We start from the raw sequence: 13,033 nt of genomic DNA, 5'->3' as shown, positions 1-13,033 counted from the left end.
AGGTAATCTCCGCACACTGGCCAGCGATATTCACTGCAATATTCATAACGATATTCATAACAGGAAAGAGAGCATGTGGCAGAGTTACAGCAACGGCCTGCTGGTCGGGATTGGATTAATCATGGCGATTGGCGCTCAAAATGCGTTTGTGCTTTCGCAAAGCCTGCGCCGCGAGCACCATATTCCGGCCGCCCTGCTATGCATTGTTTGCGATGCCGTGCTGGTGACTGCTGGCGTGTTTGGTTTGGCGAACCTGCTGGCTCAGAATCCCCTACTATTGACCATTGCTCGCTGGGGTGGGACTGCGTTTCTACTTTGGTACGCAAGCCAAGCACTACGCCGTGCCTGGCGCCCTAACGGACTTGAGGCAGGCGGTACATCGCCACGCTCTCTTACTGCGGTCATACTGGCGACACTCGCGGTAACGCTGCTCAACCCGCATGTTTATATTGATACCATATTGCTGATCGGCTCACTCGGTGCTCAGCAACCTATTCCCGGTGCCTATGCCATGGGGGCTGCCAGTGGTTCAGCACTCTGGTTTAGTGCCCTCGCGCTGGGTGCTGCTTGGCTGGCGCCTTGGCTCTCACGCCCCTTTACCTGGCGGCTAATCGATATCGGGGTTGCGATGATGATGTTTACGATTGCCTTCCAATTGATGATGGGTGGGTTGTAACCCATCCATAGTATGAGGGTCTTTTAGTTTTTAACGTGGGTTAATACTACTTTCTAAAATAAAACATTTCGCCACGCGCCGAGCGTTAACCCGTTCTTAATACGGCGTAGTATGCTTAGCGTATCCACCTATTAGTGGGTCATCGCCTGACCTGGCGCATCGCCAAGCCCTGTTATCCATGAGAAGCTGGATAAATGAACGAGAAACCACCCGTAAGCTCACCGCCAAAGCACCAATCAAAAGAGCCTCTAACGCTAGTACGCGCCTTATGGGTAGGCCTTGCTGCGCTGAGTTTTGGGGTTGGTGTTATCGGTATTTTCCTGCCCTTGCTGCCCACTACCGAGTTTATGCTAGGAGCCATTTATTGCGCTTCCAAAGGCTCACCGCGCTTTGAAGCGTGGATCCGTTCACGACGTTATGTTGGACCTCTGATTAAAAACTGGGAGCGTGAGCGCGCCATCTCCAGACGTGCTAAATACATCGCGGTAAGCAGTATTTTTGCCAGCGCAATGATCCTGCTCTGGCATTTAGGCGAAGGCTGGTTACGCTGGGCTATCGTTGCGCTGCTGGCGTGCATCGCCTGCTGGCTCGCGACGCGACCTGAACCGAGTACACGTGACTAAACCCGCAAGGCGTAATCCCTAAATGGGTACCTTATGGGTTGATACTGCTTCGCGAAGTCCCATAGTTTCTTGCCTTCCTGCTCCGTTACGACTGAACTTTTAAACTTCAACCCACTGGCCAGCCTGATGCGATGCTTCGATGGCATCGATCAAGCGGTTCACACGCACGGCTTCGCGAAAATCAGGATAAAGCGGGCGGTCGTTAATAATACCTTCCACCAGATCGCGCACCTCGATAATTTTCTGATCGTTATAGCCTAGGCCATGGCCGGGCGCAGGGCTGAAGGCGGCATAGTCAGGGTGTTCAGGGCCGGTCAGCAGTGTGGTAAACCCGCGTCGACCGCTATTCGATTCGTGGCGGTAGAGTTGCAGCTCACTCATACGCTCCTGATCAAAGACAATCGCCCCTTTGGTGCCCGTCAGCGTATAGGCAAGCCCCATCTTTCTTCCTGCCGCTACTCGTGAGGTTTCAATATTTCCGATCAAGCCACTGTTAAAGCGCAGCATTGCCTGGGCCTGGTCATCATTTTCAACATTTGCCATACCCGTACCATCCGCTGTGGGGCGCATGGCAATCACCGTTTGTAGCTGGCCACATACCGAGGTGATGTGTTGCCCGGTCAGGAACTCGGCCATATTGAGAATATGCGACCCTACATCACCCAAAGCGCCAGCACCTGCGGTGGCTCGCTGGGTATGCCAATCGTGAGGCTTTTGTGGATCAAGCAGGTAGTCCTCATTATGCCGCCCCCGAAAATGAATCAACTCGCCAATTTCGCCGCTTGCCACAATATCGCGCGCCAGCTGTGTGGCTGAATTGCGAATGTAGTTAAATCCGACCAGTGTTTTGACGCCTGCCTGTTCGGCAGCCATGGCCATCTCCTGCGCATCAGCCGTGCTGAGCGCCAACGGCTTTTCGGCATAAACATGCTTACCCGCCTCAATGGCTGCCAACGCCATTTCTTTATGCAAAAAATTGGGTGCGCAAATATCCACGACGTCGATGGCGCTATCCGCCACCAGTGCGCGCCAATCGTGAGTAGCGCGAGCAAACCCCCAGGCATTTGCCCGGCTTTGCGCTACTTCAAGATTCACATCCGCCAGCAGTTCACAAACAGGTTTTGCAGGCAAATCAAAGACACTGGGTGCTGCGTTAAACGCAATGGCATGGGCTTTGCCCATAAAGCCTGTTCCGATTAAACCAATAGTGAGCGTTTTCATTGTCATTATCCCTGTGAACAAGGCAGGTCTTAAGCAAACGCCGAGCAGCGCTCGGCGTTAGTTTTACCCTTCGTTAGCCATTACATAGTGGGCATTGAAAAGTGGTTGGTCTCTTCACGAATACCGCTCGGCCAGCGCTGGGTAATCGTCTTCATACGTGTATTGAAGCGCACGCCGTCGGGGCCATGCATATGCAAGGGACCAAACAGAGAACGCTTCCAGCCGCCAAAGCTGTGAAACGCCATCGGCACGGGAATAGGAACATTGACGCCCACCATGCCGACCTGGATCTGCTCACAGAATTGACGTGCGGCGTCACCATCGCGGGTAAAAATCGCCGTGCCATTGCCGTACTCATGCGCATTAATCATCGCCACGGCATCGTCAAAACTTGCAGCACGGGCAATGGATAGAACGGGCCCAAAGATCTCCTCAGCATGAATGCGCATGGCTGGCGTTACATGGTCGAAAAGCGTTCCCCCAATAAAATAGCCATTTCCCGCACTCTCGATAGCGGCCTGGCGGCCATCAATCACTAGCTCGGCCCCTTCATCAACGCCGACCTGGATATAGTCAGCGACCTTATCGCGATGCTCGCGGGAGATCAGTGGGCCCATATCGTTGTCGGGGCCATCGACCAGGCCCGGCCCGACGGTCAAATTAGCAAGTTCAGCGACCAGTTTCTCTCTTAGCCGGTTTGCCGTGTCTTCGCCAACTGGAACCGAGACGGAAATAGCCATGCAGCGCTCGCCAGCAGAACCATAGGCGGCTCCCATTAGCGCGCTAACCGCCTGATCAAGGTCCGCATCGGGCATAATCACCATATGGTTTTTAGCCCCACCCAGCGCCTGAACGCGTTTGCCATGGGCCGATGCGGTCGCGTAAATGTACTCGGCAATCGGCGTGGAGCCGACAAAACTGACCGCCTGGACACGTTCATCGGTGAGCAGCACATCAACCGACTCTTTGTCGCCATTGACGACGTTAAACACGCCATCGGGCAGGCCCGCTTCTGACAACAGTTCCGCCAAGCGCAGTGGCGTTGAAGGGTCCTTTTCAGAGGGCTTCATGACAAAGGTATTACCACAGGCCAACGCAATGGGGAACATCCACATGGGGACCATGGCGGGGAAGTTAAACGGCGAGATACCCGCACAGACGCCCAGCGGCTGCATCATCGAGTAGCTGTCCACCCCGGTGCCCACGTTCATGGAGTGCTCGCCCTTTTGCAGGTGCGGAATACCGCAGGCAAACTCGACCACCTCAAGCCCCCGGGTCACTTCGCCTTTGGCATCCGAAAACACCTTGCCGTGTTCGCTGGAAATCATCCGGGCCAGTTCATCGGTGTGCTCTTCAACCAACGCCTTGAACTTGAACAGAATGCGAGCACGCTTAAGCGGCGGTGTTTTTGACCATTCCGTGAAGGCTTCATCAGCGATGCGCACGGCTTCACGCGTTTCATCGGCGGTCGCCAACATGACCTGGGCACTCTGCTCTCCGGTCGCTGGGTTATACACCGGTGCATAGCGTTCGCTGCTACCAGATGTAAGCTGGCCGTTAAGATAATGGGATAACGTCTTCATGCAAGCTCCTGTTTAACGGATAGTCCTGGCACTGACTAATGAGTGGCATTGGCAACATCGAAGCCTGCCTGCTCGGCAAGATCGTGCAAATTACGGTAGCCCAAGCGGGCATACGTCAATGGGTGAGCAACTTCGGGGTCTTGCTCTGCCTCCACAACAAGCCAGCCCTGATAGCCCTGTTCACACAGGTGCGTTAACGCCGGTAAAAAATCCACATCGCCATCACCAGGCACGGTAAAAAGACCATCCAGCACGCCATTTAAAAAGCTTTTATCGCGGTTACGCACAGCCTCAAGTACAGCGAAGCGTAGGTCCTTGCAGTGCACATGATGAATACGTGTGCTGTAACGCTGGGCGATAATTAATGGGTCGCCCCCTGCGCCACGCAAATGTCCAAAATCAAGCAGTAACCCTACGCCTTCTCCGGTGCTATCCATCAAACGTTCAACGTCTGTCTGGCTTTCAATCACCGTGCCTAAATGGTGGTGATATACCAGCTGAATGCCTTGTGACTTAAGGTAATCTCCAACGATATCCAGACCGCTGCATAAACGCTGCCAATCGTTTTCAGAAAGATGTGGGCGCTGAGAAAGAGGGCGCTGTTGGTCACCGTGCACACACCGAGATACTTCACAGAACACCATTACGCTGGCCCCACACTGCTTGAGCAGGTTCAAATGATCCTGAACGGCCGCAATCTCTTCCTCAGGGCTCCTTTCCAACAGATGGGCGGAGTACCAGCCGGATACCAGAGCCAGTTCATGATCCTTTAACACCTTACCCAAGGCATCCGGTGTTCGCGGGAACTTGTTGCCTAGTTCGAACCCTGTAAAGCCCGCTTCGCGACCTTCCTGCAAACAGGTTTCCAATGGTGTCGAAGTACCCAAACTGGGTAAGTCATCGTTGGTCCAAGTGAGTGGATTGATCCCCAGCGTAACGGTTGGCATAGCATGTATCCTTATCGTTATTGGATGATTAAACAGGCTCAGCGCGCTTGATGCTGCTTGGCATCGCGGTAGCCTTGATAAGCGGATGTGACCCGCTCTCGGGAAGAGACCTCGGGCACGGCCACTTCCCACCAGGCGCCGCCTTCCTCGGTGCTGGGGATCGGGTCCGTGTCCAGGGTAATCACATAGGTAGTAGCCGCTTGACGGGCGCGCACTAGCGCTTGCTCCAGCTCGGCAATCCCCGTAACTGATTCAGCCTGACAACCCAGTGCTTTCGCATGGGCCGCAAAATCGGTTTTGGGTGCGCCCACCTCGACACTGCGGCAATCCTTAAGCAAGTTATTGAACCCTTCTCCTCCCGTTGCGTGCTGAAGCCTGTTAATGCATCCATAGCCGCGATTATCCAATACAACGACGATCAACTTATGACCCAACATTACCGAGGTGGCGAGCTCTGAGTTATGCATCAGGTAACTACCGTCACCAACCATGACGACCACTTCGCGCTCAGGCTTGGCCATTTTGACGCCCAAGCCGCCGGCAATCTCATACCCCATGCACGAGAAGCCGTACTCCACGTGATAGCTTCCAGGGCCCGAACACTGCCATAGCTTATGCAGTTCCCCCGGCAACCCGCCAGCCGCACACACCACGGTTACGTCGTCCCCTGCCTGGCGGTTAACAGCGCCGATTACCTGAGCATCGGTGGGTAATGGAAGGCCTTTATCTGCCGTCACCCGTTTAACCACGTCAGCCCATTCACGCTTTAGCGCTACTGCCTTCTCTCGCCAGCTATCCGATGCACGCCATTCACCCAGCTCACCGTCAAGCTGCTGTAAGCCAACGCGCGCATCGCTGATAAACGGTATCGCGTGATGTTTGAGGCTATCAAAACGACCAACGTTAAGGGCGATAAGCGTTTTTTCACGACGTTCAAACAGCGCCCGGGATCCAGTCGTAAAATCCTGCAAGCGAGTTCCAATTGCTAAAATAACATCCGCCTGTTCAGCCAAACGGTTGGCGGCGGCGCTACCGGTGACACCAATCGCTCCTACGGCGAGCGGATGGCTATCCGCTAACGCGCCTTTCCCCGCCTGTGACTCGGCGACAGGGATACCGTGCGCTTGTGCAAAGTTCGCCAGCATTTCGCAGGCATCGGCGTAATGCACCCCGCCCCCAGCAATGATTAGCGGCCGCTTTGCCTGCTTAAGTGCGGCAGCAGCTTGCTGTAACTCGTCAAGCGCAGGTGGCGAGCGGCGAATGCGGTGTACTTTGGGAGTAAAAAAAGCGTCTGGATAATCGTAGGCAAATGTTTGCACATCCTGCGGCAGGGCAAGCGTTGCCGGGCCACAGTGTTCAGGGTCAAGTAGTGTGGCAATTGCCTGAGGCAGGCTAGTGAGCAGCTGCTCAGGGCGGCTGATGCGATCAAAATAGCGTGACACGGGACGAAAACAGTCGTTAACACTAATCGTCGGGTCACCAAAATGCTCGACCTGCTGAAGCACCGGGTCAGGAGCACGCGTGGCAAACGTGTCGCCCGGTAATAACAAAACAGGAAGGCGATTGGCATGAGCAAGTGCTGCCGCCGTCACCATATTGGTCGCGCCTGGCCCAATGGAACTGGTCGCGGCCATCAGGCGTTTTCGCCCGTTCGCTTTGGCAAAGGCAATCGCCGCATGAGCCATGGTTTGCTCGTTATGGGCACGATACGTCGGCAGCGTTTCCTTGACGTGATAAAGCGCTTCGCCCAAACCGGCTACATTGCCATGGCCAAAAATCGCAAATACACCTTCAAACAACGGCACATCGATGCCATTTATATCAATACGCTGAGCTGCCAGATATTTGACTAACGCCTGGGCCATGGTGAGTCGGATCGTTCTCATCTCATGCCTCCTCCGTATAGGGCAGCGTTTGCGGCTGGCTATTTCGTAACTGCCGCCACGCGTGAATCAATTCGGCATAATTGCTGGCCACCTCCTGGACCAAACTGACGTTATCAAGGCGGCCTGCCAACCATTCGCGACTTGCATGCGCAAACAGCGTGCGTCCTACCGTAAAGCCCTTGCAGCAAGGGTGCCTGGCCGCTTCCATAAAACCCTGCTTCATTTCCGCCATAGGCGCGTCCAACCCCAGCAGGACAACACCACGACAGTAAGCGTCTTCACGGTTAATAATTTCGCCAACGGCTTTCCATGCAGCGCCAGACATCATGGGTAGCTTCCACCAGTCGGGGCGAATCCCTAGGTTGTAAAGCCGTTGCAGGCTACGCGGCAGCGTTGTGTCATCACAGGTCATATCGGCCGGCGGGATGACCTCAATCAACAGCTCCAGACCTTGTGAACAGGCTGATTGATAAAGCTGGCGAAGGCGTTCTTCCTGTTCCAAGCGCAGGGGTAAGGCATCGTCCGGGTGGTAGAAAACGAGGCACTTGATAATCTGCTCGCGGGGCCAATGGCGCAGGCATGAGCCCAAGTCATCGCCATGCTGAAAACGTAGCGGGCGTGAGCCGGGTAGCTCAACGGGGCGGCCAATCCACCAGCCCTGTCCACTTGCCTGATTGAGGGCATCCTGGCCAAGTACATCGTCGACCAGAATCGCTGGCGTGGCGAGGCCACCGCGTTTTGCGCCCTCCTCGGCGGCCGTTACCAGGAGTTTTTTAAGCTTGGGTAATTGGGTGACCTCCGCTTGCTCATCACGCGCCATATCAGTGAGCTGGCGACGATGATCAAAGGCCAAACCAAGCACTTCAGGCCATTGAGCAGGCACACGCGTTGTTACACGGTGCAGGTGATTTAAACGTTTATCTACATCCGGCCGAGGTACATCATCACGGCGTGCCAGATAATCAAACAGTTCATCCTCGGTTGGCATAGCGGGCGCGCATCCATGGCGAGACACCACCAGCGCACCGCACGCGTTGGCGTACTGAGCACTGGTTTGCCAAGGCTCATCACGCAGCCAGCCACGCAGCAGGCCGCTCATAAAGGCATCGCCCGCGCCCAGTACGTTGAGCACCTCTACCTGTACCCCTTCGATCAAAATGCCGTCTTCAATACGTGGCGGAATATCCCCTTCAAATACCACGCAACCTAATGGGCCCAGTTTGCACACCAACGTGGCCGCACTTACCTGGCGTACGTTGCGTAAGGCTTCCAGGGTATCCGTACTGCCGCCCGCAATGTGAAACTCCTCTTCCGTGCCGACAATCAGATCAAAATCAACCAGCCATTGCTGCAGGTCCGTGGTCACTTTGTCATCAGCAATAAAACGGGTTTCACCATCGCCGGGGTGGGTCAGCCCCCACAGTACGGGGCGATAGTCGATATCCAGCACACGCTTAACATTCGCGCGGGCCGCTGCGTCCAGTGCCTTTCGGCATGCTTTTCGGGTGGTTTCGGTTGAAAGGTGAGTACCGGTAATCGCAAGCGCCTTGGCCCTCGCAATAAAGTCAGGGTCAATGGCTGCAGCATCGATAGCCATATCTGCACAATCGCGACGGTAAAACAGCAGCGGAAAGCTTTCACGGTCTTTCAAGGCCAGCAGTACCAAGCCCGTATGGCGCTCAGGATCGGTTTGTAGCGCGGAAGTATCCACTCCTGCTCGCGAAAGCTCTTCACGCACAAAGTGGCCCATTTGCTCGTTGCCCACCCGTGAAAGCATGGCCGACTTCAGCCCCAAGCGGGCAGTCCCGTAGGCGACATTGCCGGAACTCCCGCCCAGGTACTTGGCAAAACTCGCCACATCCTCCAAGCGGCTACCAATTTGCTCGGCATAAAGATCAACGGCCACACGTCCCAAACAAATCAGATCAAGTGGCTGTTGTTGTCCATTATTATTCAGCATAAACGTCTCCCCACGTCACTCGTGGTGGTACTGAGTATCAAGTACTAGGTCCCGGGTTTATAGAAGTGCTTTGGGCAGTTGCCGATAGATACTTATCCAGAAGGCATACAGTGGCGTTTAAAGTGAAAAGACCGTTCGGAATCTTTCAAGCGCAAGCTCATCATCACCCGATGCCCAGCCCTCTAGCCCCACCGTGCCGCGGTAGCCTATGTCGTTCAGCGCGCTGGCTATGGCTGCGTAGTTAATCTCGCCAGTTCCCGGTTCACAGCGCCCCGGCACATCGGCTACCTGCACTTCTCCAATGTAGGGAGCACAGCGATGAATCAGCTCAATAAGGTTACCTTCGCCAATTTGGGCGTGATAAACGTCCAACATGATGCGCAGGCTGGGGCGATCAACACTTTCTACAAGCGCCAGCACATCCGCCAAACGGGCAAACGGCACGCCGGGGTGGTCAATGTCGGTATTGAGATTTTCCAGCACAAAAGTGACACCGTGCTGTTCACCTAAATCCGCCAGTCGGCTCAAGGTTTCCCGCGCTTTGAGCCACATGGCTCCGGTCAACTGGTAGCAAGGTGTTACGGGAAGGCCTTCAGCATTCAATCCAGTGCCGTGCAGGTTAAGGCGTGGAATACCAAGTCGCTTGGCTACCTCGACCGACGCAGCCGCCGTGTGCAGTAGCTCATCCGCGCCAGCATCATCTGCCAGAGTGCCAGAGACGTAACCGGTCATGGATGAGAACACTGCGCCACTATTGGCCAGCGCTTCAATGTCACGCCGAGTCCAGTCCCAAATTTCTACGTTGAAACCTAGCTCGTCGATGCGCTTAACGCGCTCAATCATTGGCTGATCGCAGAAGACCATTTCAGCGCAAACGGCCAGCGTAAATGGCGACGATGAAGTGGATATGCTCATCATGGCTCCTTAGTAGCCGCCTGCCAGATGTTCCTTGACGGGGTCATCAGCACTTCTTCCACCGGCTGTAGAGCCGGGCTGGCTTTGGGCATCACTACTAGCTTTCTTTTCGCGGTCACAGCGTTGAAACTCAGCGAGCTCAGCATCCAGGCTCTCAAGTTCAGCCCCACCGGCCATCATATTGAGCACTTCTTCGCGGGTAACGTCTTCTTTACGATAGGATCCCAGGCTGCCGCCACGTGATAACAAGGTAAACGCATCGGCTACGGGGTAAGCGTGATGGACGTTATGAGTGATAAAGATAACCGCCAGCCCATCCGCACGTGCCTTAGCGATATAACGCAAGACCACCGAGGCCTGTTTGACACCAAGCGCTGATGTGGGCTCATCCAGAATCAGCACTTTGGCCCCAAAATAAACCGCTCGAGCAATGGCGACACATTGGCGCTCGCCACCGGAAAGGGTACCGACGGGCTGGCTGGGGTCACGTACATCAATACCGATCTTTGACATCTCCTCTTTGGCGATCCGGTCGGCGTATTTCCAGTTAATGCGCTTTAACGGTCCCCAGCCTACGGTGGGTTCACGCCCCATAAAAAAGTTACGGGTAATCGACATCAGTGGCACCATCGCCAGATCCTGGAAAACCGTCGCAATACCGGCATCCAGCGCATAAGCAGGTGATTTAAAATGCACCGGCTCGCCCCCCAGCAGCATTTCACCCTGGGTAGGTTGATGAACACCGGAAAGCGTTTTGATCAGCGTGGATTTTCCGGCACCGTTGTCTCCGAGCAGGCACATTACCTCACCGGAATACACCTGCATGGAAATGTCACTTAAGGCGATGACACTGCCAAAGTGCTTACTGACACTGCGCATTTCGATCATTGGAGTACGTGTTGTCATATTACTTGGCCTCCATTGCTTTCTTGCGCATGTAATTGTTGAACAGCACAGCCACTAGCAGCATGACGCCAAGGAAAACCTGGAACCAGTCGGTGTTAACACCGGTGTAAAAGATGCCCATCTGCACCATGCCGAAGATCAGTGCACCCAGCGCCGCTCCAATGGCAGAGCCGTAGCCACCGGTCAGCAAAGCCCCACCAATCACCACGGCAATAATGGCCTCAAGCTCCTTCAACATGCCGCGAATAGTGTCCGCTGAGCCGGTATCCATCACCTGGATGCAGGCAAAAATAGTGGCGGAGAAGGCGGTAAACATGAACAGCGAGATTTTAACCCGGTGCACCGGCACGCCCGAGTTACGTGCCGCGTTAGCGTCACCGCCGCTGGCGAAGATCCAGTTACCGTAAGGAGTACACAACAGCACCCAGGTTGCCAAGGCAGTTAAGCCCAGCCACCAGACGATTGAGACGGGAATTCCCGAGACCACGGGGTTGCCCGCAAAGTTGGTCGCTATCCAACCATTAGTGGCCATCCAACTGAAGAGTCCGGTCGCGACTTCACCCGAAAAGAGCGCTGCAAACCAGTCGCCGGGGATATGTTCGTGCACCCCGCCCACTTGGGTCCGCCCGGTGAGTAAACGGCTGACACCGATCGCCAGGCCACGCAAAATAAACAGGAACCCCAGCGTTACAATGAAGGAAGGCAGCCCAGTGCGATTAACCAGGTTGCCGTTAATCCAACCGACCAGGCCCGCACAGCTAAACGCCAACAAGATAGCGGCCCACAGCGGCCAGCCATACTCCACTGCGGGGATAGCGATCAGAATGCCCGCCAACCCAATCATTGAGCCAATCGACAAGTCAAATTCGCCGCCAATCATTAGTAGCGCCGCAGCGGTGGCGATAATGCCGAGCTGAGCGGCTACTTCAAGAAAATTAATGATCCCCGCAGGCGTAAACATGCCGGTGCCACTTGAGACAACGATAAAGAAAGAGAGAACCAAAACAGCACCCGCCAAGGCTCCCAGTTCCGGCCGGTTTAGCGCTTTCTTCCAAAACGAGACTCTCTGGATACGTTCGTCCTGGGGAACATCCGCTGGCGTAGCAGGCTGTTTGACTTCATTGGAATTCATGGCGATCGACTCCCAAGGCTCGACACCGTCGAGCCTTTTGAATAGGTAATATTCAGCGAATACCCTGACTGCTCAGCTCAACGACCTGTGCGGCGTTTTCCTGGGTTACAAAACCGGGGCCGGTAGCTACGTCACCTGCCGGTAGCAGGCCGTTCTTAACGAACTGATCCAGGAACATGACGGGCAAGTAACCCTGCATGTATTGCTGTTGGTCGATCGCAAAATCCAGCTCGCCCGCTTCAAGGGCTTCCAGGATGCCGGGAGAAAGGTCAAAGGTGCCAAGCGTGAACATATCGGTTGCCTCTTGATCACGCATGGCGCGGATCATCGGTTCGGCGGAAAGCGGTCCAAGCGTTAGTACACCGCGAACATCTTCGTTCTGATTCAGGTAAGCGATGATGGCATTGCGAATACTGGTAGGGTCATACGTTGTCGCGAGCTGCTCGGCATTACCGTTAAAACCGTCAACAAAACCATCACAGCGCTGATCAAGTCCCTGGTTGCCCTGCTCATGGTTGATGCAGACGCCTTTTTCAACACCCATTTCCTGCATGCGCTCAGCCGCTTGCTTACCCGCCTCGTATTCACTTTGTCCTACATGAAGCCGGGCGCCATAATTGCGCGCCACGTCGCCACCCGAGTTGATCGTAATCACAGGGATGCCGTTATCAACCGCGCTTTGGACAACGCCGCCCAAGGCATTTTCGTCGGTGAAAGACAGAATCAAGCCATCTGGGTCAGAGGCTATCGCCGCTTGCACGAGTTGCTGCATCTGGGCCATATCAAACGTAGAAGGTGCTCGGTATTCAAGCGTTGCACCCACCGTTTCAGCCGCCGCTTCCGCGCCATTTTTTACAATGGACCAGAAGGGATCAGACGGGACACCGTGCGTTACCATGACAAAGCGACTGCTTTCTGCATACGCGGCAGAACTCATCAAACCAGCAGCGGCGGCAGCCGATAGCCATCGCGCTACACCACAAGATAGACGTGCCATAATTAATTCCTCTTAGCATTATCATTGTTGGTTGGGAAGTGGCATTAAATGCCTTGGCGCTATGAAATATAGATTCTGAAAACAAAAAGTAGCAAATTATTTATTCTAAACTTTGGTAGTAATGGAATATTTATTTCAATCAACTAGACTGCATTTTAGCTCGCCACTGGGCATGGTTGACCGGTGG

General features: G+C 54.7%; 11 protein-coding genes. 2 read left to right on the top strand and 9 right to left on the bottom strand.

Translation table 11 applies throughout. The annotated features are described in order from the left end of the window. Nucleotides 1–73 precede the first annotated feature (73 nt). Nucleotides 74–676, top strand: a complete 603-nt coding sequence (locus CZ787_RS15690; RefSeq protein ID WP_087110896.1) for a LysE/ArgO family amino acid transporter — start codon at nt 74–76, stop codon at nt 674–676. 194 nt (nt 677–870) lie between these two features. Then, a complete protein-coding gene (locus CZ787_RS15685; RefSeq protein ID WP_087110894.1) occupies nt 871–1,299 on the top strand; it encodes a YbaN family protein in 429 nt (142 codons plus the stop codon). Between the two features lie 99 nt (nt 1,300–1,398). On the opposite strand, the gene CZ787_RS15680 is transcribed toward CZ787_RS15685, so the two are convergent. The 9 genes from CZ787_RS15680 to CZ787_RS15640 form a co-directional block, all read right to left on the bottom strand. Beyond that, nucleotides 1,399–2,520: a Gfo/Idh/MocA family protein gene (locus CZ787_RS15680; protein ID WP_087110892.1), complete on the bottom strand. Its 1,122-nt coding sequence runs from the start codon at nt 2,518–2,520 to the stop codon at nt 1,399–1,401. Between the two features lie 80 nt (nt 2,521–2,600). Further along, complete coding sequence (locus CZ787_RS15675) at nt 2,601–4,103, bottom strand: CoA-acylating methylmalonate-semialdehyde dehydrogenase (RefSeq protein WP_087110890.1); 1,503 nt, start codon at nt 4,101–4,103, stop codon at nt 2,601–2,603. A 35-nt stretch (nt 4,104–4,138) separates the two neighbouring features. Continuing rightward, nucleotides 4,139–5,050: a myo-inosose-2 dehydratase gene (iolE, locus tag CZ787_RS15670; protein WP_087110888.1), complete on the bottom strand. Its 912-nt coding sequence runs from the start codon at nt 5,048–5,050 to the stop codon at nt 4,139–4,141. A gap of 38 nt (nt 5,051–5,088) precedes the next feature. Next, on the bottom strand, nt 5,089–6,936 hold the full coding sequence (iolD, locus tag CZ787_RS15665) for a 3D-(3,5/4)-trihydroxycyclohexane-1,2-dione acylhydrolase (decyclizing) (RefSeq protein ID WP_087110886.1): 1,848 nt from the start codon (nt 6,934–6,936) through the stop codon (nt 5,089–5,091). Between the two features lies 1 nt (nt 6,937). Then, nucleotides 6,938–8,896 carry a bifunctional 5-dehydro-2-deoxygluconokinase/5-dehydro-2-deoxyphosphogluconate aldolase gene (locus tag CZ787_RS15660; RefSeq protein WP_087110884.1) on the bottom strand — a complete coding sequence of 653 codons (1,959 nt, stop codon included), beginning with the start codon at nt 8,894–8,896 and terminating at the stop codon, nt 6,938–6,940. A 117-nt stretch (nt 8,897–9,013) separates the two neighbouring features. Continuing rightward, entirely contained in the window at nt 9,014–9,811 is a 798-nt protein-coding gene (locus CZ787_RS15655) for a TIM barrel protein (RefSeq protein ID WP_087110882.1), read from the bottom strand. Between the two features lie 9 nt (nt 9,812–9,820). Beyond that, nucleotides 9,821–10,717, bottom strand: a complete 897-nt coding sequence (locus tag CZ787_RS15650; protein ID WP_254908632.1) for an ATP-binding cassette domain-containing protein — start codon at nt 10,715–10,717, stop codon at nt 9,821–9,823. Between the two features lies 1 nt (nt 10,718). Further along, a complete protein-coding gene (locus CZ787_RS15645) occupies nt 10,719–11,849 on the bottom strand; it encodes an ABC transporter permease (protein ID WP_087110880.1) in 1,131 nt (376 codons plus the stop codon). Nucleotides 11,850–11,901: 52 nt separating this feature from the next. Further along, nucleotides 11,902–12,846 (bottom strand): sugar ABC transporter substrate-binding protein, encoded by a 945-nt coding sequence (locus CZ787_RS15640; RefSeq protein ID WP_087110878.1) that lies wholly within the window; start codon nt 12,844–12,846, stop codon nt 11,902–11,904. Nucleotides 12,847–13,033: the final 187 nt, after the last annotated feature.

The sequence above is a fragment of the Halomonas citrativorans genome (assembly GCF_900163645.1).
Lineage (GTDB): Bacteria > Pseudomonadota > Gammaproteobacteria > Pseudomonadales > Halomonadaceae > Vreelandella > Vreelandella citrativorans.
The sequence above is the reverse complement of the archived record's forward strand: the minus strand, read 5'-3'. Positions and strand labels throughout refer to the sequence as shown.

Bases quoted from the DNA above. Each gene is read 5' to 3' on its own strand.
- CZ787_RS15690 (WP_087110896.1), top strand. From the start codon at position 74: ATGTGGCAGAGTTACAGCAACGGCCTGCTGGTCGGGATTGGATTAATC.
- CZ787_RS15685 (WP_087110894.1), top strand. From the start codon at position 871: ATGAACGAGAAACCACCCGTAAGCTCACCGCCAAAGCACCAATCAAAA.
- CZ787_RS15680 (WP_087110892.1), bottom strand. From the start codon at position 2,520: ATGAAAACGCTCACTATTGGTTTAATCGGAACAGGCTTTATGGGCAAA.
- CZ787_RS15675 (WP_087110890.1), bottom strand. From the start codon at position 4,103: ATGAAGACGTTATCCCATTATCTTAACGGCCAGCTTACATCTGGTAGC.
- iolE (WP_087110888.1), bottom strand. From the start codon at position 5,050: ATGCCAACCGTTACGCTGGGGATCAATCCACTCACTTGGACCAACGAT.
- iolD (WP_087110886.1), bottom strand. From the start codon at position 6,936: ATGAGAACGATCCGACTCACCATGGCCCAGGCGTTAGTCAAATATCTG.
- CZ787_RS15660 (WP_087110884.1), bottom strand. From the start codon at position 8,896: ATGCTGAATAATAATGGACAACAACAGCCACTTGATCTGATTTGTTTG.
- CZ787_RS15655 (WP_087110882.1), bottom strand. From the start codon at position 9,811: ATGAGCATATCCACTTCATCGTCGCCATTTACGCTGGCCGTTTGCGCT.
- CZ787_RS15650 (WP_254908632.1), bottom strand. From the start codon at position 10,717: ATGACAACACGTACTCCAATGATCGAAATGCGCAGTGTCAGTAAGCAC.
- CZ787_RS15645 (WP_087110880.1), bottom strand. From the start codon at position 11,849: ATGAATTCCAATGAAGTCAAACAGCCTGCTACGCCAGCGGATGTTCCC.
- CZ787_RS15640 (WP_087110878.1), bottom strand. From the start codon at position 12,846: ATGGCACGTCTATCTTGTGGTGTAGCGCGATGGCTATCGGCTGCCGCC.